The sequence below is a fragment of the Faecalibacillus sp. genome (genome assembly GCF_047023275.1).
Taxonomy (GTDB): Bacteria; Bacillota_I; Bacilli_A; order Erysipelotrichales; family Coprobacillaceae; genus Faecalibacillus.
This window is the reverse complement of sequence record NZ_JBKYAR010000011.1, coordinates 24,876-49,002: the sequence shown is the minus strand read 5'-3', so window position 1 is coordinate 49,002 and position 24,127 is coordinate 24,876. Positions and strand designations below refer to the sequence as shown.

Here is a 24,127-nt window from a genome sequence, read left to right as displayed (position 1 = left end):
ATTTTAGAAAAAAATCCACCGAAAAAGTGGATTTTACATTAAGCAGTTAATACTTTTCTTCCTCTTTTACGGCGACGTGCGATTACTTTTCTTCCTCCAACAGTTGCCATTCTAGCTCTAAAACCATGAGTTTTTGCTCTTTTTCTTTTATTTGGTTGATATGTTCTTTTCATATTTTACACCTCCAAAATTTTTATCTTTTTATACAAATAACATATGCTCCTATATCTTATAGGAATTATCGTGACAAGTCAATTCTAAATTCTAGATTTCTACTCTTAATCTGATTCGAAAATGATAATGTCTTAATATATCCAATTTGATAATGTCCCACTAGTGGGACATTATCAAATCCATGTTAAACTATAACCTCAATGATTGGAGGTTATTATGAGAAAGGTTGAATTAAGAATGAATGAAGAATACAAATATAAAATCATTAAGAAACTTGTTGAAACTGATGGCAATAAAAAACGTGCCGCTTCTAAATTGAATTGTACTGTTAGAACGGTTAACAGACTCATCATTAAATATAAATCCGAGGGTAAAAGTGCTTTTATTCATGGTAATCGTGGCAGAGTCCCTTCTACTACTATTCCTCTTGATATAAAAAACAAAATTATCTCTTTTTATATCAATGAATATTCCAACGCCAATTTCTCTCATTTCTGTGAAATTGTCCATAGAGAATTCAATATTAAAATCAGTGATACTACTTTAAATAAGTGGCTTAGAGAAGAAGATATTATTTCTCCTAAAGCTAGAAGACGTACTAAGAAGCTATTAAAACAACAGTTAAAATCCAAAATGAAGAATTCCAAATCTAAAAAGATTAAAAACGATATCAAGAACTCTATCGCTTTGATTGATGAAAAAGATGCTCATCCTAGACGCCCTAGATCCAAATATGTTGGTGAAATGATTCAGATGGATGCCTCTTCTTTTCATTGGATTGATAAAGAGCTTTGGCATCTTCATGTCGCTATCGATGATGCTGATGGTAAAATCGTTGGTGCCTACTTTGATTATCAGGAAACCCTTAAAGGATACTACAATGTTCTCTATCAAATATTAACGAATCATGGCATTCCTGCTTTATTTTATACTGACAGGCGTACTGTATTTGAATATAAAAGAAAAGACAGAGCATTCGATGATGAAGATACCTTCACTCAGTTTTCCTATGCCTGTCATAATCTTGGAATTGATATAAAAACTACGAGCGTACCCCAAGCCAAAGGGAGAGTTGAAAGACTCAATCAAACATTACAGTCTCGTTTGCCTATCGAACTCAAATACGCTCGTATCACCAATATAGAGGATGCCAATAAATTCTTAAACTCCTACATAAAAAAATTCAATGATCAATTCGCTCTACAACTCAATACTACCAAATCAGTATATGAGAAGCAACCTGATATTGAAGAAATCAATCATATGCTTGCAGTATTGTCACCTAGAAAGATTGATGCTGCTCATTGTATTCGTTTTAAAAACAAATATTATTTACCAACGTCCAATGAAGGAGCTAAACGATATTTCAATAATAAAACTGATTGTATGGTTATTGAAGCTTTTGACGGCTCTCTCTATGTAAACATACTTGATACTTTATATCTTATGGAAGAAGTTCCTGAATATGAAAGATTCTCAAAAGAATTCGATGATGAACCTGACACAAAAGAAAAGAAAGTTAAAAGAAAATATATTCCTCCAATGACTCACCCTTGGAAAAGAGAGTCATACAACAATTATGTTCAAAAACAAAAGCACCGTTCTGGTGCTAATGTTTAACTTTTTTTGAGACATTTTCATTTTTGCTTGACATTCTAAATTCTAGATTTCTACTCTTAAATTCATGTTTTTTAATGATGACACTTTTCTTTAAAAATCATTTTTTATCGCAATACGCACATTTTTTTTGTGAATTTCTTTACTATTTTTTAATTCACTTATGAATGTGAATATCTTTTTTAAGATTATTTAAAAAAAAACAATTTTCTACAAAAAACTTCTTTTTTTATAACTATTAGGGTTTGTTCACATTATAAAGTGAACTTTTAAAAAGATTATGTGTATAAATTCTTTATTCACATGAAATGTGATCTTTTTTTAATAAAAACTACATATAACAAGGTTATTTTTAGTCAAAATAGCCTATTTTTCTTGAAATTCACATTGTGAACATTCATTTTTTGTTAATTTACACCTTTCGACAAGTTTTGCACATGCTTGTTCACGTGGTGAATCGAGTTATTCATATATGTGAATTATTAAAAAATACGTAGATAACAGCGTATTTTTTATTGTGAACACCTATGTGCACATTGTTTTTTATTCAATACAATGTGCACCAAGTTCACATTTAACACTATTCATAAAAAAATATTAAGTTGTGAATAATGTGAATAAGTACTCTAAATATTGGTTTTTGCACACTTTTTTTGTGAATAAAATTGTGAAGTCATTGTGCAGAGATCTTTTTTGCTTTAAAAGAGTTCACATCTTTTATATAATTGAGTCGAAAGGGAGTTGAAAATTGTGCAAGATTTAAACAAAATATGGTCATCTTGTGTAGAAACTTTAGAAAAAAATAAAATAGTTGATGACAAAATCATCTTAGACACACTATTTAAACCTGCAACTCTAGAAGAAATTGAAGATAATCAAGTCATTATTACCACTGATTTAAAATGGAATATTGATACTATTTTAGAAAAGAAAACAGAGATAGAATCTATTTTATCTAATTCTTTTTCTAAGCCAGTCACAATTAAAGTATTAGAAATAGGAGAATATAAAAAATCTAAACAAAAAAATATTCCAAAAATTGATAGTCATCTTCATCCTGATATGACTTTTGATAATTTTATTGTAGGAAATTCCAATCGTATGGCGCAAAATGCGGCTTTACTTGTTTCTACAAATCCTGGTAAAAACTTTAATCCTTTGTTTTTATATAGTCATCCAGGACTTGGTAAGACACATTTATTAAATGCTATTGGAAATTATGCTAAAAAGAAAAATCCTGATTTATTAGTAAGATATATTACTTCTAAGGATTTTGTTGATGAAATTATTAATTCTATAAAAACGAATACAACTGATGATATTTATAGTTATTATAGAAATATTGATATTTTATTAATTGATGATATTCAATTTTTATTTGGAAAAGAAAAAAGTAGTGAAATGTTCTTCCATATATTTAATGAAATCATTAATAGTAATCATCAAATTGTTATTACCAGTGATAAAATGCCTGATGAACTTCAAGGAATTGAAGAACGTTTAATTAGTCGTTTTAAATCAGGTTTATCTTTTGGAATAGATCCACCTGAATTTGAAACAGCCAAAGCCATCTTAGAGAAAAAAATAGAAAATCTAGGAAATTCGTCATTAATTATTACTGATGAAGTTTTAGATTTTATGGTCATGAACTATTGTAATGATATTCGTTCTCTAGAAGGGCAATTAAAAAGATTGTTTTTCTGTAGTATTATGGAACAAACAGATTACATAGACATGAATTTTGCATCTGAAGTCTTTAAAGATCAAAAAACTATAAAAAAAGCACAAGAACCACTAACAAAAGAATTCATCTTAAAAACAACTGCTGAATTCTATTATTTAACCATTAGTCAAATTATTTCAAAAAATAGAACAAGAAACTTAGTAACACCTCGTGAAATATGTATGTATTTAATGAGAGAACTTCTTGATATTACTTTTAGTGAAATTGGTGTGACTTTCTCTAACAGAGATCACTCTACAGTTATGAAAGCTTGTAAAAGAGTAGAAACAAAAATCAAGAAAGATCCTGATTATAAATTAGCTGTAGATAAGATCAAACAAAAGTTAGGCACATTATAGTGAATTAAAGAAACATGATATGCACAACAATGTTCATATAAAAAACATTGATAAAATCAAGATATTTTCGATTTATGCACATTGTTCACATGCTAATAGTAATAATAACATATTTTTAAATATATAAATAAAGGGAGGCAAATATGCATTTTAGAATTAAAAGATTAAAATTATTAAATGCTCTTGCTAAAGCAACAAGAGCCGTATCTGTTCGTAGTCCATTACCTGTTTTAACAGGGATTAAATTTGATTTACAAGCTCATCAACTTGTTTTAACAGGAAGTGATAGTGATATTACTATTCAAACAATTGTTGATGAAGATGATGATTTAGAAATCCTTAAAGAAGGATCTGTTGTTTTAAATAGTCGTTATATTTTAGATATTGTAAGAAAGATTAATAGTGATGATATTGAAATTGAAATTATTGATGGTTTACTTACACGTATTAAAGGGAGTCAAATTGAATTTAATTTAAATGGTACTGATGCTATTGAATATCCACGTATTGATTTAAGTAAAACAGGAACTCATTTTATGATGAATGCTCTTGCTTTAAAAAATATCATTAGTGAAACAAAGTTTGCTGCTAGTGATAAAGAAACAAGACCTATTTTAACTGGTATCAATTTCAAAGCACATGATCATGTATTAGAAGTTGTTGCTACTGATAGTTATCGTTTAGCTAAAAAAATTATTTCTATTGATGAAGATGTGACTTTTAATATTACTATTCCTAAATTAAGTTTAGATGAAATTAGTAAGATTATTGAAAAAGATGAACTTATTGAATTATATGTATCTGAACGTAAAGTATTATTTGTTTTTGATAAAAATGTAATTCAAACTCGTTTGATTGATGGATCTTATCCTGATACAGCTAGATTGATTCCATTAGAATTTGATTATGAATTAGATATTAATCGTGCAGATTTATTAAATGCGATTGATCGTGTTTCATTATTATTAAATGAACAAAATAATATTGTGAAATTAGATATGTCTAGTGATCAAGTATTATTATCTTCTTATCAACAAGAAATTGGTTCTGTAGAAGAAAATTTATCATCTTCTTTCTATAAAGGAGAACCACTTACTATTTCATTTAGTTGTAAATATGCAAGTGATGCGATTAAATCATTTAGTGGAGATAAAATAAAAATCTTATTTACTGGAGAAATGAAACCATTTATTGTTAAAGATTTTGATTCTGATGAATTATTACAACTTGTTTTACCAGTAAGAACATATTAAGAAGCGAAAGCTTCTTTTTTTTGTAAATTTTCCTCTTAATTGTTTATTTGGGGAGTAATTTTTATTTTAAGAGCTTTTTTATCAAAAAAGTATTTTTATATTCGTAAATAAAAATATTGAATATAGCGCAATATTTTGAATTTTTATGATTTTTATGATATACTAACTTAGTACAATTATAGAGAAAAGAAGGTTAAGTATGAAAGAAATACCAATTAAAGATGAATATATTAAATTAGATCAATTTTTAAAATTTGTTAATCTTGTATCTAGTGGGATTGAAGCAAAAATGATTATTAAAGATGGTCAAGTAAAGGTCAATGGTGAAGTGGAACTTAGAAGAGGTAAAAAACTTCATGATGGAGACCAAGTTGAATTTGAAGGAAGCTTTTATTGTATAAATGCTCATCAATAATTTAGAACTTACTGATTTTAGAAATTATAATCATTTTTTTATTGAGTTTGATCAAGGAATTAACATTTTAATTGGTGGTAATGCTCAAGGAAAAACAAATATTATAGAAGCTATTTATTTATTATCGGTGTGTAAATCTTTTAGGACACATATTAATGATCAAATGATTCAATTTGATCATGAGTTTGCGAAAGTAAAAGGAAATGTTTTTTCTAATGAAAGAATGCATCAATTAGAGCTTATTTTATCTAAAGAAGCTAAAAAAGCTAAAGTAGATGGCAAAGATATTCTGAAGATTTCAGATTATGTAGGTTATTTAAATGCGGTTGTCTTTGTACCAGATGATTTATCGTTGGTTAAAGGTTCACCAAGTATTAGAAGAAAATTCTTAGATTTAGAGTTATCTAAAATTTCACCAATTTATGTTTTTTATCTTACTAAATATAATCGATTATTAAAGGAAAGAAATCAGTATCTTAAATTATTGAATCAAAGAAAAGGAAAATATGATGAATATCTAGAAACTTTAGATGAACAATTAGCTGAAGTTCAAATTAAGATTGTTGAAAAAAGAAATAATTTTATTGAACGTTTATCTTTAAAGGTGAAAGATATTTATTTAAATATTGCTAATTGTAATGAAATTGTTGAATTACAATATGAATGTTTTATTAAAAAAGTAAATAAAGAAGATATTTTAAAACTTTATCAAAAGGGATTTGAAAGAGATTTAAGATATTTAAGTACGTATTATGGAATTCATAAGGAAGATATGAAAATCTTTATTGATAATAAGAGTGCACATCAGTTTGCTTCTCAAGGTCAACAAAGAACTATCGTTTTAAGTATGAAAATAGCTTTAATAGAATTAATAAAAGAAGAAATTGGAGAATATCCTATTCTTTTATTAGATGATGTTTTATCAGAATTAGATGATCAAAGAAAAACAAAGCTTTTAGATATTTTAAATAATCGTATTCAAACCTTTATTACGACAACATCAATAGATGGAATAGAACATCATGTTATTCAAGAAGCAAAAAAAATTAATATTAATCATAGGGAGGAAAAATGATGGCAGAAGAAAATAAAGTACAACATAGCTATGATGAATCAGATATCCAAGTATTAGAAGGATTAGAAGCTGTTAGAAAAAGACCAGGTATGTATATTGGTACAACATCATCTAGAGGTTTACATCATTTAGTTTGGGAAATTGTTGATAACTCAATTGATGAAGCTTTAGCAGGATATGCAAGTCATATCAAAGTAATTTTGAAAGATGATGATGTTGTTGAAGTAATTGATGATGGTCGTGGAATGCCAACTGGAAAACACGCTAAAACTGGTAAATCAACAGTTGAAACAATTTTTACTGTTTTACATGCTGGTGGTAAATTTGGTGGTGGAGGCTACAAAGTTTCCGGTGGATTGCATGGTGTAGGGGCTTCTGTTGTAAATGCCTTATCTTCATGGTTAGAAGTTAATGTTTATCGTGATGGCAAAGAATATTATCAAAGATTTGAAAATGGTGGGACACCAGTTGCTCCATTAAAAGAATTAGGACCTACTGATAAACAAGGAACAAAGGTTACTTTTAAAGCAGATGCTGAAATTTTTAAAGAAACAACAACTTATGATTATGAAGTTTTAAGACAAAGAATTAGAGAACTTGCATTCTTAAATAAAGGATTAAGAATTAGTTTAACAGATTTAAGAGATGGACAAAACCGTGAACATGATTATATGTATGAAGGTGGTATTAAAGAATATGTTGCTTATATCAACAAAAATAAAACACCAATTCATGATGAAATCATTTATGTAGAAGATATGCAAAATGATATTAAGATTGAAGTTTCAATGCAATATAATGATGGTTATCAAGAAAATATTTATTCTTTCTGTAACAACATCAATACACATGAAGGAGGAACTCATGAAGAAGGTTTCCGTTTAGCTCTTACACGTGTTATTAATAATTATGCAAGAAAAGGAAATTTCTTAAAAGATAAAGATGATGCTTTATCTGGAGAAGACTGCCGAGAAGGATTAACTGCTATTATTTCTGTTAAACATCCTGATCCTCAATATGAAGGACAAACAAAAACAAAATTAGGAAATGCGGAAGTAAGAAGAATTGCTTCAAGTATCATTTCTAAATCATTAGATCAATTCTTATTAGAAAATCCTGATACTGCAAAAATTATTGTTGAAAAAGCGATTGTTGCTTCTCATGCACGTTTAGCTGCGAAAAAAGCACGTGAAATGACAAGAAGAAAAACAGGGATGGAAGTCACATCATTGCCTGGGAAATTAGCTGACTGTTCCTCGAGAGATGCCAGTGAATGCGAAATCTTCATTGTCGAAGGGGATTCTGCCGGTGGTAGTGCTAAGATGGGTAGAGATCGTCGTATTCAAGCTATCCTACCACTTCGTGGTAAAATTTTAAATGTTGAAAAAGCACGTTTAGATCGTGTTTTATCTAGTGATACAATTCGTAGTATGATTACTGCTTTTGGTACAGGAATTGGTGAAGATTTTGATATTAATAAATTACGTTATCATAAAATTGTTATTATGACCGACGCCGATGTCGATGGAGGTCATATCCGTATTTTAATGTTAACTTTCTTATATCGTTATTTAAAACCTTTAATTGAAGGTGGCTTTGTTTATGCAGCGCAACCACCACTTTATTTATTAAAACACGGAAAAGAAGAACATTATTTATATAGTGATGAAGAATTAGATGATTTAAGAACTAAATTAGGTGAAGGTGCAAAATATTCTATCCAAAGATATAAAGGGTTAGGAGAAATGAATGCTGATCAATTATGGGAAACAACAATGGATCCTGAACATCGTATTTTAAATCGTATTGAATTAGATGAAGCAATGGAAGCTGATATGATTTTTGATGTATTAATGGGTGAAAAAGTTGAACCTCGTAGAGAATTTATTCAAGAAAACGCAAAATATGTAACTGATTTAGATATTTAGAAGGAGTAGAAAATGGATAATCAAGAAAAAGGAATTAGAAAAATTCAATTAACATCAGAAATGAAAACTTCTTTCATGAATTATGCCATGTCAGTTATCGTAGCACGTGCATTACCTGATGTAAGAGATGGAATGAAACCAGTTCAAAGACGTATTGTTTATGGTATGAATGAACTTGGTTGTTATAGTGATAAAGCATATAAGAAATCTGCGCGTATTGTAGGGGAAGTTATGGGGAAATATCACCCTCATGGAGACTCTTCGATTTATGAAGCATTAGTGAGAATGGCACAAGATTTCTCATATCGTTATATGCTTGTTGATGGTCATGGTAACTTTGGTTCAATTGATGGAGACGGCGCTGCCGCTATGCGTTATACTGAAGCGAGAATGTCTAAAATTTCAATGGAATTAATGAGAGATATCAATAAGGATACAATAGATTTTATTCCAAACTATGATGGTGAAGAAAGAGAACCATCGGTATTACCTTGTCGTATTCCTAACTTATTAGTCAATGGGACAACAGGGATTGCTGTTGGGATGGCTACTAATATGCCACCTCACAATATTGGTGAAGTTATTGATGCCGTTATTGCGGTAAGTAAAAATCCAGATATTACTGTTTTAGAATTAATGGAAAATTATATTCAAGGACCTGATTTTCCAACTGGTGGATATATTTTAGGAAAGAGTGCTATTAAAAAAGCCTATGAAACAGGTAATGGTCTTATTGTTATGCGTGCTAAAACAGAAATTGAAGAACATAAGGGTAGACAAAGAATTGTTGCTTATGAAATTCCTTATCAAGTGAATAAAGCAAGATTAGTAGAAAAGATTGCTCATTTAGCACGTGATAAAGTGGTTGAAGGTATTAGTGATGTTCGTGATGAATCAAACCGTGAAGGTATTCGAATTGTCATTGAATTAAAGAGAGATGTTCAAGCAGAAGTTGTTTTAAATCAATTGTATAAGTTAACTTCTTTACAAACAACTTTTGGTGTTAATAATATTGCCTTAGTCAATAATGAACCTAAAACTTTAACACTTAAAGAATTAATTCAATATTATTTAGCACATCAAGAAGAAGTTATTCGTCGTAGAACACAATTTGAATTAAATAAAGCAGAAGCAAGAGCACATATTTTAGAAGGTTTAAAGAAAGCCTTAGATCATATTGATGAAATTATTCAATTAATTCGTACAAGTAGAACAACTGAAATCATTCAACAAAGATTAATGGATGAATTTGGAATGTCTGATAAACAAGCTAAAGCTGTAAGAGAAATGCAATTACAACGTTTAGCTGGTTTGGAAAGAGAAAAGATTGAAGAAGAATTAAATAATTTATTAATTACAATTGCTGATTTAAAAGATATTCTTGCTAATGAAGAACGTATTTTAGAAATCATTAGAAATGAATTATTAGAAATGAAAGAAAAATATGGTGATAAACGTCGTACTGAAATTATTCAAGGAACATTTGATATTGAAGATGAAGATTTAATTCCAGTAGAAGATGTCATTATTTCACTTACTAATAATGGTTATGTAAAACGTATGCCGGTTGATACATATAAATCTCAAAATAGAGGTGGTCGTGGTGTCAAAGGTATGTCAACAACTCAAGATGATGTGATTAGTTCGCTTATTCATATGTCAACACATGATGATTTATTGATCTTTACAAATAAAGGAAAGGTTTATCGTTTGAAAGGATACAATATTCCTGAATTTGGTAGAACTGCTAAGGGATTACCAATTGTTAATATTTTAAATCTTGATAAAGATGAAAATGTTAAATCATTGATTAATATTAATAAGAAAATGATTGAAGAAGATAAACATTGGTATTTATTCTTTGCGACTGAACAAGGTTTAGTAAAACGTGTCGATATTTCAGAATTTGAAAACATTAGACAAACTGGTAAGATTGCTATTAAGTTAAAAGAAGATGATGCTTTAGTTGGTGTTAAATTAACTAAAGGGGATGATGAAATCTTAATTGCTGCTAGTAATGGTAAACTTGTTAGATTCTCTGAAGGCCATGTTAGACCAATGGGAAGAAGTGCAAGTGGTGTAAGAGGTATTAATGTTGATGGTTCTAAAGTTATTGGTATGACAACAAATCGTGAAGGACAACTTATTATGGTTGTTACTGAAAAGGGTTATGGTAAGATGTCACCAATTGATGAATATCGTGTTTCTAATCGTGGTGGTAAAGGTGTTAAGACAATTAATGTTACTGAACGTAATGGACAAATTGTAGCGATTAGAGCAGTAGAAGGTAATGAAGATTTATTAATTATTACAGATGATGGTATTGTGATTCGTTTACCTATGGAACAAGTTAAAACAGCAGGACGTGCGACTCAAGGTGTAAGACTTATTAAAGTACATGATAGCAAGGTTTCTTCTGTAGAAGTTGTTGCTAAAAATGAAGAAGAAGTTGTAGAAGAAGGTGAAGAAGAGTCAGAGTAATCTGACTCTTTTAGAAATGAATGAGGAAGAATTAAAAAGATTATTTAATCGTTTAGATCATTCAAAGTTTAGAAGTTCTTTTCATCTTACAAAAAAGTATAAAGATTATTGTGATGAAAAAGGATTAGATGTCATTGAACAACATGCAAGAGATTTTATTTCTAAAAGAATTGCACCAGCTGTTATTTTAAATGATGGGAAGCAAACACCGATGAAAAATCATCCTGTATTTATTGCTCAACATGCCACGGCTTCATGTTGTCGAGGGTGTTTGTCAAAGTGGTATCATATTAAACCACATACACAGTTAAATGACAGTCAACAAGAGATGATCATTCAAGTGATTATGGCTTGGATTAAAAGAGAATTGCAAAGAAAATAGCCTTGATGTATAATCAAGGCAGTTATAAATAATATAAGGGGAAAGAAAATGATTGATATTAATTTAATTAGAGAAAATCCTACTTTAGTCAAAGAAAATATGAAGAAAAAATTTCAAGAAGAAAAAGTTGGATTAGTAGATGAAGCTTATAAATTAGATAAAGATTATCGTGAAGTTGTCACAAGAGCAAGTGAAATTAGAAGTTTAAGAAATAAATATTCTAAAGAAATTGGTGCTTTAATGAGAGAAGGTAAAAGAGACGAAGCTGAAGAAATTAAAGCAAAAGTAACTTCTATGGCAGATGAATTAAAAGATTTAGAAGTAAAAGAAGAAGAATATGGTAAAGAATTAAAAGAAGTCATGATGAAAATACCAAATATCATTCATGATTCAGTACCTATTGGAAAAGATGATTCAGAAAACGTAGAAATTCAAAAATATGGAGATCCAGTTGTACCTGATTATGAAATTCCATATCATGCTGATATTATTGCTCGTTTTAATGGTTTAGATAAAGAAGCTTCAGGTAGAACAAGTGGAAATGGTTTCTATTATTTAATGGGAGATATCGCTCGTTTATCATCAGCAATGCTTTCATATGCTAGAGATTTCATGATTGATAAAGGATTTACTTATTGTATTCCACCATTCATGATTCGTAGTGATGTTGTTACTGGTGTTATGTCATTTGATGAAATGGATGCCATGATGTATAAAATCGAAGGTGAAGATTTATACTTAATTGGAACTTCTGAACATAGTATGATTGGTAAATTTAAAGATCAAATTGTTAAAGAAGAAGAATTACCAATTACAATGACTTCTTATTCACCATGTTTTAGAAAAGAAGTAGGAGCTCATGGTATTGAAGAACGTGGAATTTATCGTGTTCATCAATTTGAAAAACAAGAAATGGTTGTTTTATGTAAACCTGAAGAAGCCATGGAATGGTATGACAAAATGTGGTCATATACAGTTGAATTATTTAGAAGCTTAGATATTCCAGTAAGAACTCTTGAATGTTGTTCTGGAGATTTAGCTGATTTAAAAGTTAAATCATGTGATGTTGAAGCTTGGTCACCAAGACAACAAAAATATTTCGAAGTTGGTTCTTGTTCAACTTTAGGAGATGCACAAGCAAGACGTTTAGGTATTCGTGCTAAAGGTGAAAATGGAAATTATTATGTTTCTACTTTAAATAATACAGTTTTAGCTTCAACAAGAGCAGTTATTGCTTTTATTGAAAATAACTATAATGAAGATGGATCTATTAATATTCCTGAAGCATTACGTCCTTATATGGGTGGTAAAGATATTATTATTCCTAAAAAATAGTCACTTCGGTGGCTCTTTTTTATAGAAAGGTAAGAGAAGAATGGAATTATTTATAAGTGAGGCAGAAATTGAAGATGCTTCAATGATTATTGATTATTTAAATCAAGTTGGGGGAGAAAGTGATAACTTAACTTATGGTTTAAATGAATGTTATTTAAATGAATTTGAAGAAATGGAAGTTATTCAAGATTTTATTGATCAAGAGAATAGTTTACTTTTATGTGGCTTTGTTGATGATGAACTTGTTTCTTTATTATCTATTCAAGGTGAACAAAAAGAAAGATTAAAACATATTGGTCATTTTGCAATCACTGTTAAAAAGGAATATTGGAATATGGGGATTGCTTCAATGATGATGGAAGAAGCTTTAGAAATGATCAAAGAAACACCTTTAAATATTCTTGATTTAGAAGTAAAAGAAGATAACCTATCAGCTATTAATCTTTATAAAAAGTTTAATTTTCAAGAAATTGGTAGATATCCTCGAATGTTTAATGTCAATCAAAAGTATTATGATGCACTTTTAATGAATTTATATATTGATTAAAAATATAAAATACGTTATAATCATATTTGCCATTACAATAGGCGGCTTCGAACCATGTCAGGACCGGAAGGTAGCAGCATTAAGGAGTACCGTCTATGTGTGATGGTCTTTATTTTTAGAGGAAAAAAAGATGAATGATGATGAATATATGGAAATAGCTTATCAAGAAGCTTTAAAAGCATTAGAAAATGATGATGTACCTATTGGCTGTATTATAGTTAAAGATAACAAAATTATTGCACGTTCATATAATCAAAGAGAATACTTAAATCAAACATATGGACATGCAGAAATGTTAGCTATTGAACAGGCTTGCAAAAAAGTAGGAAGATGGCGTTTAGATGAATGTACACTTTACACAACTTTGGAACCTTGTTTAATGTGTTCAGGTGCTATTATTCAAAGTCATATTAAAAGGGTCGTTTATGGAGCTAGTGATACAAGATGGATGTCTTTGGATAAATTAATTCATTTACCAGATCCTAAACTTAATTATATTCCTATGATTCAATCAGATATTTTAAAAGATAAATGTTCTAAACTTATAAAAGATTATTTTAAAAAGAAACGTCAAAAGATATGATACTCATATCTTTTTTTCGTGTATAATGTAGGAGATAGGAGTTGATATTATGTCATATAAAGCCTTGTATCGTACTTATCGTCCTCAAACATTTGAAGATGTTGCAGGACAAAGTCATGTTACAATTACCTTAAAAAATGCAATTAAAGAAAATAGAATAGCTCATGCATATTTATTTGCTGGACCTCGTGGAACTGGAAAAACTACAATTGCTAAGATATTAGCTAAAGCCATTAACTGTACAGGAGACCAACCACCATGCAATGAATGTCCTAATTGTAAAGCAATTACGCAAGGGGATCATCCAGATGTTATTGAAATAGATGCAGCAAGTAATAATGGGGTCAATGAAGTAAGAGACTTGATTGATAAAGTAAAATATGCCCCTATTAATGCTAAATATAAAGTTTATATTATTGATGAAGTTCATATGATGACACCAGAGGCTTTTAATGCTTTATTAAAAACATTAGAAGAACCACCAGCACATATTGTGTTTATTCTTGCAACGACAGAACCACATAAAATTTTGCCAACGATTATTTCTCGTTGTCAAAGATTTGATTTTAAACGTGTTGATGAAAAAGATATTATCAACCGTCTAGAATATGTACTTAAAGAAGAAAAAGTAGATTATGAAGAAGATGCATTGGAAATTATCTCTAAATTAGCAGATGGTGGAATGAGAGATGCTTTGAGTATTTTAGAACAATGTTTAGCGTATGATAGACATTTAACTGTTGAAAATATTAATAAAGTGTATGGTTTATTATCAAATGATGAAAAAATACGTTTAATTAAATTATTGCTTACAAAAGATATGAAAAATGTTTTAAAAACATTAGATCATATGATGTCTTTGAGTATTGATTTAAAGAGATTAACTCAAGATTTAATAGATGTTTTAAAGGATGTTATTATTTTTAAAAATACTGAAGATCTTTCATTATTATTTGTTTTGCATAAAAATGACATACAAAAAATTGTACCATATATGTTAGTTGAAGAAGCTTTTCAAATGATAGATATTTTTATGGATGCAAGTAGTCATTATGGTCAAGCAGTTGATTCATCTACATATTTTGAATTAGCTTTATTAAAAATATGTAATCAAATTGAAAATGAACATAAAGAAGTTGTTATAGAAGAACCAACAATTATTGAAGATGTTTCACATGAAACATTGGTTGAAGAAAAAACAGAAATTGTTGAAAAACAAAAAGAAGAAGTAAAACCAATCATAGAACATCAAGAAGCAAAAGAAACACATGAAGAAGAAATAAAAGAAGAAGAAAAACAAGCAGAAGTCTCAGAAGAAAAGGAACCACAGCCAGAAAAATTACCATCACAAATAGAAGTAGACTTTAATGATATCTTAAATATATTAGTACAAGCCAAAAGAACTGTTTTAAATGATATACAGGATAAGTGGCCAGTTATTAGAAGATATTGTTATAATTTAAATACTGCTAAATATGCAAATATGTTATGTGATGCTAAGCCTGTAGCTGCAGGAGAAAAGGGCTTTATTTTGACATTAAAATACCAACCAGAAGTAAATAATGTGAATTATACAGAAAACTATTATCCATTAAAGAGTTTCTTAAAAGAAGTATTAGGATCTGATTATGATTTTATTGCGGTAATGGAAGATGAATGGCCTCATATGAGACAAAAATTTATACAACTTAACAAGGAAAAGAAATTACCACAACCACAGCCAATTGTATTGCATCATATTGATGAATATCATGAACCAGTTGTAGAACTTACTGAAGCTCAACAATATGCGATTGATATGTTTGGTGATGATATTGTTGAATTTGAAGAATAGAGGTGTATTATGAATTATCCAAAATCGTTTACTGATTTAGTAGAATGTTTTAAAAGATTACCGGGAATAGGTGGCAAATCTGCTGAAAGATTAGCTTATCATGTTTTATCAATGGATAAAGAATATGTTCAAGAGTTTGCAAATGTTTTAGCTCATTTTCAAGATAATATTCATTATTGTAAAAAATGCGGACATATTTGTGAAGGAGAACTTTGTGAAATATGTAAAGACGAAACAAGAGATCAATCTGTTATTTGTGTTGTAGAAAGTCCAAAGGATGTTTTTGCAATGGAAAAGGTAAGAGAATATCATGGACTATATCATGTTTTACATGGAACGATTTCAATGATAGATGGTAAAACAATCGATGATTTAAATATTAATTCATTATTTGAAAGACTAGATGGTGTTAAGGAAGTTATTATAGCAACAAATCCTACAAGAGAGGGAGAGACAACTGCTTTATTTCTTGCTAAGCTGTTAGCTAAAAAAGGAATTGAAACAAGTAGAATAGCAAATGGATTGCCAATAGGAAGTAACATAGATTATGCTGATGAATTAACATTATTAAAATCATTAGAAGGAAGAAAGAAAATATAAGACCTTGCAAGAGGTCTTTTCTTGTTTAAATATCAAAATCAGTTATAATAATGAAGAAAGAGGAGAGAAGTATTATGACAGGAAAGTTTATAACATTAGAAGGTCCAGAAGGTAGTGGAAAAACAACAGTTTCTAAAGAACTTGTAAAAATATTAAATGAATTAGGATATAAAGTTTTACTTACAAGAGAACCAGGTGGAGTAGATATTGCAGAACAAATAAGAAATGTTATTTTAGATAAGAAGAATACAAAAATGGATGCTCGTACAGAAGCTTTATTATATGCAGCTGCAAGAAGACAACATCTTGTAGAAAAAGTATTACCAGCTTTAAAAGAAGGGTATATTGTATTATGTGATCGTTTCGTAGATAGTTCACTTGCTTATCAAGGAGTTGCAAGAAATTTAGGTATCGATGAAGTTTATAACATGAATTTATTTGCTATAAATGATGTTATGCCAGATAAAACTTTATTTTTTGATATAGATTATAAAAAAGGTTTAGAAAGAATTAAAGTTAATCAAAGAGAAACTAATCGATTAGATTTAGAAAAAAGTGATTTTCATAAAAATGTCTATGAAGGATATCTTACTATTTGTAAACAATATAGTGATCGTATTGTTAAGATTAATGCAGATCAAAAAGTAGAAGATGTTGTTCAAGATGCTTTAAAGGAAATTAAAAAAATATTATGATTAAGGATTATTTAAAAGAACATCAACCTTTATTTTATAGAATTATTGAAAATGAGTTTTATTCAAAAAAAATACCACATGCTTTTTTACTTGTTGGAAATAATACAGATCAACCATTACAATTTTTAACAATGTCACTTATTTGTGATGAACCATTAGCTTGTGAACAATGTATTGATTGTCAAAAAATATTAAATCATCAATATGCTGATATTATTGAAGTTGATGGTGACGATGAAAGTATTAAAAAGAAACATATTGAAAATATTCAAGAAACTTTCAAAAAATCTTCTCTTGAAGGTAAGGCAAAAGTTTATATTTTAAAAAATGTAGAAAAGACAACCAAAGAAGCAATGAACGCATTGCTTAAAATATTAGAGGAGCCTACTGAAGGTATTTATGCTATTTTTACAACTAAAAATATAAATCGTATATTACCTACTATTATATCAAGATGTCAGGTTATAGAATTAAAACCAGATAATAAAGAAGTACTTAAAGAAAAATTGATTTCTAAAGGCTATGAAAAGGAAAAAGCAAGTATTTTATCTTATATTATTAAGGATGAAGAAGAATTAGAAGCAATAGATCAAGATACTTTTGATGATATTGTATTACAGGCAATTAATTTTATTGAGGATTTATTTTTATATAGAGAAAATCTTATCATAAACACACAAATTCATATGCTTAAGGATCATAAAGAAAAGGATAATATTAAATTATTCATTAATTTAATTATTCTTGCTCTTAAAGATATGTTTCACGTGAAACAAAATGAGAAAGTTGTTTTTTGTGATCACGTAGAATTTTTTAATTCACTAAAATATGATAACAATGATATAATAAAGAAAATTGAATTATTATTAGAAACATTATACTTGTTAGATACAAACGCTAATATTCCATTATTAATGGACAGTATGATGTATAGAATATAGAAAGGAATTTATATGGAAGAAATTAAACTTGCAAGTGTAAAATTTAAAAGTGCTGGTAAGATCTATTATTTTTCCACAAATTTAAAATTAAAAAAAGATGACCGTGTAGTTGTAGAAACTGCTAGGGGATTAGAACTTGGAGAAATATCACAAGAGTTAAAAGATATATCAGAATTTAATTTAGATACAGAATTAAAGAAAATTTTGAGAAAAGCTACAAAGAAAGATATCGAAAATTATCAAAGAAATCTTAGAGATGCTAAACAAGCATTAGTAACATGTAAAGAAATCGTTTCAAGATACGATGTTAATATGCAACTTACTAATTGTGAATATACTTTAGATAAAGCAAAAGTAATTTTCATGTATACATCAGATGATCGAGTAGATTTCAGAGAACTATTAAAAGAATTAGCTGTAGTTTTTAAATGTAGAATTGAATTAAGACAAATTGGTCCTAGAGATAAAGCAAAGGTTATTGGTGGAATTGGAACATGTGGATTGCCATTGTGTTGTTCGACACTTTTAGGTGAATTTAATGGTGTTTCTATTAATATGGCTAAAAATCAAATGTTAGCAATTAATATAGAAAAAATTTCTGGAGCTTGTGGCAGATTGATGTGCTGTTTGAAATATGAAGATGAGATTTATTCTTTAGAAAAAGAACGTTTTCCTAAAATTGGATCTCGTGTAAAATATCAAGATAAAGATGTAAAAGTAACAGGATTAAATGTCATTAATGATCTTGTTAAGGTTGAAACAAATAATGGAATTGTATTCGTTGGTTTAGATGAAATTAAATTTGATAAAAATAATCATGCAGGAAAGAAAAATGGAAAACCAAGAAGTCATTAATTATTTATTAGCACATAATGATTTAAAAATTATCCAAAGAAAAGATATGTTTAATTTTTCTTTGGATACTGTTTTATTATCGCAATTTTGTACTATCAATAAAGACGTAAAAACTATTGTTGATTTTGGTACAAATAATGCGGCTATTCCATTATTACTTTCAAAAAGAACATCAAAAAAAATTATAGGTATAGAAATTCAAGAAGAAGCTGTTGACCTTGCTAAAAGAAATGTTGAGATGAATGAGTTGAATGAACAAATAACAATTGTTCATGGAGATATCAAAGATGTTGTTAAAGAATTACCTAAAGCACAGTTGATTGTTTGTAATCCACCTTTTTTTAAAGTAGGGGAAAACAGTAATTTAAATGATAATGAATATCTAACAATTGCTCGTCATGAAATAAAAATAGATTTAGAAGGGATTATTTCTTCAGCAGCATATTTATTAGATAACAAAGGAAGATTTGCAATTGTACATCGTCCAGATCGTATGATAGATATTTTAAATATTATGCAAAAGTATGATATAGAACCTAAAAGAATTCGTTTTGTATATCCTAAAATGAATAGAGATTCTCATGTTTTATTAGTAGAGGGAATGTACAAAGGGAAAAAAGGATTGAAAATTGAACCACCATTATATGCTCATAATGATGATGGAAGTTATAGTAATGAAGTAAAAAGAATGTTTGGAGAGAAGATAGATGAATAGACAAAAAAGTTTTGAAAACGGAAAACCAACATTATATTTAGTAGCAACACCTATTGGAAATTTAGATGAAATGACATATCGTTCTGTTAATATTCTTAAAAGTGTTCACTATATCGCAGCAGAAGATACAAGAAATACAGTTAAACTTCTTAATCATTTTCAAATTTCAACTAAGCTTATTTCACATCATGAACATAATATTAAGCAATCAATTCCTAAACTTATTCAATTATTAGAGGAAGGAAATGATATTGCATTAGTAAGTGATGCAGGTTATCCAGCAATTTCTGATCCGGGTTATGAACTTGTTAAAGAAGCAATAGAACATGAAATTAATGTGGTTCCTATTTCTGGATGTAATGCATGTTTAGATGCTTTGGTTGTTTCTGGTATTGCACCACAGCCATTTATGTTTTATGGTTTTTTAGATCATTTAGATAAAAAGAAGAAAAAGGAATTAACTGAATTAAAGAAATATAAAGAAACTATTGTTTTTTATGAATCACCACATCGCATCAAAAAAACATTAACACTCATGTTAGATATTTTAGGTGATAGAAATATTGCTTTATGTAGAGAAATTACAAAAAAGCATGAAGAGATTATTAGAGGGCATATTTCTGAAGTTATTTCTATTGTAGATGAATTAAAGGGTGAAATGGTTATCGTTGTTGAAGGAAGCCAAGAAGAGGAAGTAGAAATTGTTTTTAATACAACTATCAAAGAAGATGTAGATATGTATATTGAAAAAGGTATGTCTACAAAAGACGCTATTAAAGAAGTTGCTAAACAAAGAAATCTTAATAAAAACAGTGTTTATCAAGAATACCATTCTAAGTAATGGTATTTTTTGTTTCACGTGAAACAAAAGATAAATATATAAAAGGTGCTTTATTTGTGGTATATTATAAGAAGGAGGCAATGGGAATATGTACAGTAAAAAAAACTACAGTCATAGAAGACGTAGAAGAAGATTAAAACCAATACCAGTTATCATTACAGCATTGGTGTTTATATTAATAATAGGTGGAATTTATTTCCTATTATTTGGTGGTAAAAATAAATATGAGGCCTATAATTCATATAATACAGATAATAAACACTATGGGACAGTTGAACATTATGAAAAAGAAAATGATCAATTTTATATATCATTATATTATCCTAAAGTAAAAGAAAAAAATTTAAATAAAATGATTAAAGACTCATATAATACATATTTAAAATCTGAAAAAAAGAAAAAAGATCAAAAAGATATTCTTTATTTGGATTATTCATGTAAAAAAATTTATAAACAATATATAGTTATTGAATTGGATTATAAAAGAGTCAATGAAGATGAAACAAAAACAAAATCAACAAAACAAATAATGACATATGATTGTAAAACAAATCAATTATTAACTTTAAAGGATTGTTTACATGGTAAATATGGAGCGTTATTAGATCAACTAGGAGTAAAAAAATATGATAAAGAATCAACTGCTATTAAAGTAGGTAAGAAAGATTTTACATATTATACAGATAAAAAACTAAAAAACAAAGTTGTTGTTAATTATAAAAAGAATAAAGATTACATAAAACTTGCAAATAAAAATATTCCATCAAATGCACCGTTAGATGTGAAAGCTCCAAAATTAATGAAAGTTGATCCAAAGAAAAAAATGGTTGCTATTACATTAGATGATGGACCACATAAAACATTAACAGAAAGAGCAATGAATGCTTTTGAAAAATATAATGGTCGAGGTACTTTCTTTGAATTAGGACAAAATATGAATCTTTATCCAAATATTGTCAAATCAGTTTATGAAAGAGGTCATGAATTAGCAAGTCATACATATAAACATGCGCAACTTACTAAATTAGATGCAGCAACATTAGATAGTGAAATTAGTAAAACACAAGAAGCTTGCTTTAAAGCTTGTGGTACAGAACCAACATTGATCAGACCACCATACGGAGCTAAAAATGATACTGTTAAATCTGCTTTTCATTCTTATGGTTTAAGTATGATTTTATGGGATGGAGATACTGAAGATTGGCGTTATAGTAAAGCTGCAAATGGTGCACAAATTATATGTGATCATATTATTAGAGATACTAAAGCTAAAACAGGTGATGGTAATATAGTTTTGATACATGATATTCATGAAAATTCTGTAGCAGGATTGGAAATGGCTCTTGATCAATTGAGCAAGGAAGGATATCAATTTGTAACTGTGTCAGATTTATTGAAATATAGAGGACATTCTGATTATAAATAGTATAGTTTAGGCTATACTATTTTTGTTTCACGTGAAACATATTTTCTTTCAATGAAACTCATTGACATTAATTTAAGGGTTTGATAAAGTTAATAAGGATACAATAAATACGAAGAATGGAAGATGTTAAAGCAAGACATTTAGAGAGCTGGTGGGTGGTGAAAACCAGTATGTTAAACTTTAAGAGATGGCCCAGGAGTAGTTATTTCAAATAGTTAGAAATAATCGTTAACTGCGTTAAAGTTTTGAGTGACACAGCAATGTGTAAAAAAGGTGGTACCGCGATTATTCGTCCTTTTATAAGGACGTTTTTTTATTTTTATAAAGGAGATTAGAAGATGAAAGACGAAAAAGATTATTATCTTACAACAGCAATTACTTATACTTCAGGTAAACCTCATATTGGAAATACCTATGAAATTATTTTAGCTGATGCAATTGCTCGTTTTAAAAGACAAGAAGGGTACAATGTTAGATTCCAAACAGGAACAGATGAACATGGACAAAAAATTGAAATTAAAGCTAAAGAAGCAGGAATTGAACCTAAGCAATATGTAGATCAAGTTGCAGGTGTTGTTAAAAATATTTGGGATATGATGGACACATCATATGATAGATTCATGAGAACAACAGATGAATATCATGAAAAACAAGTACAAAAAATCTTTAAAAAATTATATGACAAAGGTGATATTTACTTAGGACATTATGAAGGTAAATATTGTACAGCATGTGAATCATTCTTTACAGAATCACAATTAGTTGATGGTAAATGTCCAGATTGCGGAGGAGATGTTCATGATGCTAAAGAAGAAGCATACTTCTTTAAATTATCTAAATATCAAGATCGTTTAATTAAACATATTGAAGATCATCCAGAATTTATTCAACCAGTTTCAAGAAAAAATGAAATGATGAATAACTTCTTAAAACCAGGATTACAAGATTTATGTGTATCTAGAACGTCATTTAAATGGTCTATTCCAGTTGATTTTGATCCTAAACATGTTGTTTATGTATGGATTGATGCATTAACTAACTATATTACAGGACTTGGATATGATGCAGATGGAAATCATGGTGAACTATATAAAAAATTCTGGCCAGCTGATTTACATTTAATTGGTAAAGATATCGTTAGATTCCATACTATTTATTGGCCAATTATGTTAATGGCATTAGATATTCCATTACCAAAACAAGTATTTGGACATCCTTGGTTATTACAAGGTGAAAGCAAAATGTCTAAATCAAAAGGAAATGTTATTTATGCAGATGATTTAGTAGATATCTTTGGTGTAGATGCAGTCAGATATTTTGTATTACATGAAATTCCATATGATAATGATGGAAGCATTACTTGGGATTTATTAGTAGAAAGAATTAATAGTGATCTTGCTAATGTTTTAGGAAACTTAGTTAATAGAACAATTGCAATGTCTAATAAATACTTTGGTGGTATTGTAGAAAATAAAAATGTATGTGAACCAGTGGATCAAGAATTAAAAGATTTAGCGTTAGCTATGCCAGCTAAGTCTATTGCTAAAATGGATGAATTTAAAGCATCAAATGCATTAGATGAAATCTTTAACTTATTAAGAAGAACAAATAAATACATCGATGAAACAATGCCATGGGTATTAGCTAAAGATGAAACTAAAAAAGATCGTTTAGCTACAGTATTATATAATTTAATTGAAGCAATTAGATTCTCATCTGTTATGTTATATCCATATATGCCTTCAACATCTACAAAAATTTTAGATCAAATCAATACAGATCAACGTGACTTTGAAAGCTTAAAAGAATTTGGTAAATATGCTTCTGGAACTAAAGTTGTAGAAAAACCAGAAATGTTATTTGCAAGATTAGATCCAAAAGAAGTTGCTAAAAAAGTAGAAGTAATTGAAGCAAAACAAAAAGCTTCTATTAAAGCTGTAAAAGAAAAGAAAGAAAAAGAAGCAAAAGAATCAAAATCAGAAATTACAATTGATGATTTCTCTAAAGTAGAATTAAAAGTAGGAGAAGTTATTAAATGTGAAAAACATCCAAATGCTAATAAATTATTAGTAAGCCAAATTGATGTTGGTGAAGAAACACCAAGACAAATTGTTAGTGGAATTGCTGATGTTTATTCACCAGAAGAATTCGTTGGTAAAAAGGTTATTGTTGTAACAAACTTAAAACCAGCTAAATTAAGAGGAGTAGAATCACAAGGTATGGTTCTAGCAGGTGGAGATAAAAAAGTATTAGGTGTTGTTGAAGCAGGAGATTTACCAGTAGGAACAACAATCAGATAAATTAAAATCGCATGAATTCATGCGATTTTTTCGTTTTATCTATATTTT

21 protein-coding genes, 1 other RNA gene and 1 other annotated feature are annotated in these 24,127 nt (G+C 28.6%); of the genes, 21 read left to right on the top strand and 1 reads right to left on the bottom strand.

All coding sequences use genetic code 11. The annotated features are described in order from the left end of the window. Window positions 1-38: 38 nt before the first annotated feature. Entirely contained in the window at window positions 39-173 is a 135-nt protein-coding gene (gene rpmH / locus ACLVEP_RS05250) for a 50S ribosomal protein L34 (RefSeq protein ID WP_022002045.1), read from the bottom strand. A 238-nt stretch (window positions 174-411) separates the two neighbouring features. Between rpmH and ACLVEP_RS05245 the strand changes: the two genes are divergently transcribed. From ACLVEP_RS05245 to metG, 21 genes are all read left to right on the top strand, one after another. Continuing rightward, a complete protein-coding gene (locus ACLVEP_RS05245; RefSeq protein ID WP_412582851.1) occupies window positions 412-1,794 on the top strand; it encodes an ISNCY family transposase in 1,383 nt (460 codons plus the stop codon). Between the two features lie 747 nt (window positions 1,795-2,541). Then, complete coding sequence (gene dnaA, locus ACLVEP_RS05240; RefSeq protein WP_317999422.1) at window positions 2,542-3,873, top strand: chromosomal replication initiator protein DnaA; 1,332 nt, start codon at window positions 2,542-2,544, stop codon at window positions 3,871-3,873. 143 nt (window positions 3,874-4,016) lie between these two features. After that, window positions 4,017-5,126 (top strand): DNA polymerase III subunit beta, encoded by a 1,110-nt coding sequence (dnaN, locus tag ACLVEP_RS05235; protein ID WP_317999423.1) that lies wholly within the window; start codon window positions 4,017-4,019, stop codon window positions 5,124-5,126. Window positions 5,127-5,325: 199 nt separating this feature from the next. Then, the gene (gene yaaA / locus ACLVEP_RS05230) at window positions 5,326-5,541 is read left to right on the top strand and encodes a S4 domain-containing protein YaaA (RefSeq protein WP_317999424.1); all 216 of its coding nucleotides are present in this window, start codon (window positions 5,326-5,328) and stop codon (window positions 5,539-5,541) included. Further along, window positions 5,528-6,616: a DNA replication/repair protein RecF gene (recF, locus tag ACLVEP_RS05225; protein ID WP_412583318.1), complete on the top strand. Its 1,089-nt coding sequence runs from the start codon at window positions 5,528-5,530 to the stop codon at window positions 6,614-6,616. Before yaaA ends, recF begins: the two co-directional genes overlap by 14 nt. Continuing rightward, on the top strand, window positions 6,616-8,544 hold the full coding sequence (gene gyrB, locus ACLVEP_RS05220; RefSeq protein WP_412583316.1) for a DNA topoisomerase (ATP-hydrolyzing) subunit B: 1,929 nt from the start codon (window positions 6,616-6,618) through the stop codon (window positions 8,542-8,544). The genes recF and gyrB overlap by 1 nt, the downstream gene beginning before the upstream one ends. 12 nt (window positions 8,545-8,556) lie before the next feature. Further along, the gene (gyrA, locus tag ACLVEP_RS05215) at window positions 8,557-11,025 is read left to right on the top strand and encodes a DNA gyrase subunit A (protein WP_412583315.1); all 2,469 of its coding nucleotides are present in this window, start codon (window positions 8,557-8,559) and stop codon (window positions 11,023-11,025) included. Then, window positions 11,006-11,407, top strand: a complete 402-nt coding sequence (locus ACLVEP_RS05210) for a DUF4186 domain-containing protein (protein ID WP_412583313.1) — start codon at window positions 11,006-11,008, stop codon at window positions 11,405-11,407. The genes gyrA and ACLVEP_RS05210 overlap by 20 nt, the downstream gene beginning before the upstream one ends. Before the next feature lie 48 nt (window positions 11,408-11,455). Next, the gene (gene serS, locus ACLVEP_RS05205; protein ID WP_412583312.1) at window positions 11,456-12,742 is read left to right on the top strand and encodes a serine--tRNA ligase; all 1,287 of its coding nucleotides are present in this window, start codon (window positions 11,456-11,458) and stop codon (window positions 12,740-12,742) included. 40 nt (window positions 12,743-12,782) lie between these two features. After that, window positions 12,783-13,289 (top strand): GNAT family N-acetyltransferase, encoded by a 507-nt coding sequence (locus tag ACLVEP_RS05200; protein ID WP_412583310.1) that lies wholly within the window; start codon window positions 12,783-12,785, stop codon window positions 13,287-13,289. A 25-nt stretch (window positions 13,290-13,314) separates the two neighbouring features. After that, window positions 13,315-13,403: signal recognition particle sRNA small type (ffs, locus tag ACLVEP_RS05195), an RNA gene on the top strand. 16 nt (window positions 13,404-13,419) lie between these two features. Continuing rightward, on the top strand, window positions 13,420-13,872 hold the full coding sequence (locus tag ACLVEP_RS05190; protein ID WP_412583308.1) for a nucleoside deaminase: 453 nt from the start codon (window positions 13,420-13,422) through the stop codon (window positions 13,870-13,872). Window positions 13,873-13,921: 49 nt separating this feature from the next. Further along, the gene (dnaX, locus tag ACLVEP_RS05185; RefSeq protein WP_412583306.1) at window positions 13,922-15,706 is read left to right on the top strand and encodes a DNA polymerase III subunit gamma/tau; all 1,785 of its coding nucleotides are present in this window, start codon (window positions 13,922-13,924) and stop codon (window positions 15,704-15,706) included. Between the two features lie 9 nt (window positions 15,707-15,715). After that, window positions 15,716-16,306 carry a recombination mediator RecR gene (recR, locus tag ACLVEP_RS05180; RefSeq protein WP_022002033.1) on the top strand — a complete coding sequence of 197 codons (591 nt, stop codon included), beginning with the start codon at window positions 15,716-15,718 and terminating at the stop codon, window positions 16,304-16,306. Window positions 16,307-16,380: 74 nt separating this feature from the next. Next, entirely contained in the window at window positions 16,381-17,001 is a 621-nt protein-coding gene (gene tmk, locus ACLVEP_RS05175) for a dTMP kinase (protein WP_318000522.1), read from the top strand. After that, on the top strand, window positions 16,998-17,942 hold the full coding sequence (locus tag ACLVEP_RS05170; RefSeq protein ID WP_412583303.1) for a hypothetical protein: 945 nt from the start codon (window positions 16,998-17,000) through the stop codon (window positions 17,940-17,942). The genes tmk and ACLVEP_RS05170 overlap by 4 nt, the downstream gene beginning before the upstream one ends. A 12-nt stretch (window positions 17,943-17,954) precedes the next feature. After that, window positions 17,955-18,797, top strand: coding sequence for a regulatory iron-sulfur-containing complex subunit RicT (locus tag ACLVEP_RS05165; protein WP_318000524.1), 843 nt, complete (start codon window positions 17,955-17,957; stop codon window positions 18,795-18,797). After that, window positions 18,775-19,512: a tRNA1(Val) (adenine(37)-N6)-methyltransferase gene (locus ACLVEP_RS05160; protein ID WP_412583301.1), complete on the top strand. Its 738-nt coding sequence runs from the start codon at window positions 18,775-18,777 to the stop codon at window positions 19,510-19,512. The genes ACLVEP_RS05165 and ACLVEP_RS05160 overlap by 23 nt, the downstream gene beginning before the upstream one ends. Then, window positions 19,505-20,353 (top strand): 16S rRNA (cytidine(1402)-2'-O)-methyltransferase, encoded by an 849-nt coding sequence (rsmI, locus tag ACLVEP_RS05155; RefSeq protein ID WP_318000526.1) that lies wholly within the window; start codon window positions 19,505-19,507, stop codon window positions 20,351-20,353. The genes ACLVEP_RS05160 and rsmI overlap by 8 nt, the downstream gene beginning before the upstream one ends. Window positions 20,354-20,441: 88 nt before the next feature. Then, complete coding sequence (locus ACLVEP_RS05150) at window positions 20,442-21,779, top strand: polysaccharide deacetylase family protein (protein ID WP_412583299.1); 1,338 nt, start codon at window positions 20,442-20,444, stop codon at window positions 21,777-21,779. Between the two features lie 103 nt (window positions 21,780-21,882). Continuing rightward, window positions 21,883-22,079, top strand: a binding site (T-box leader). A 38-nt stretch (window positions 22,080-22,117) separates the two neighbouring features. Then, a complete protein-coding gene (gene metG, locus ACLVEP_RS05145; RefSeq protein ID WP_412583297.1) occupies window positions 22,118-24,079 on the top strand; it encodes a methionine--tRNA ligase in 1,962 nt (653 codons plus the stop codon). Window positions 24,080-24,127: the final 48 nt, after the last annotated feature.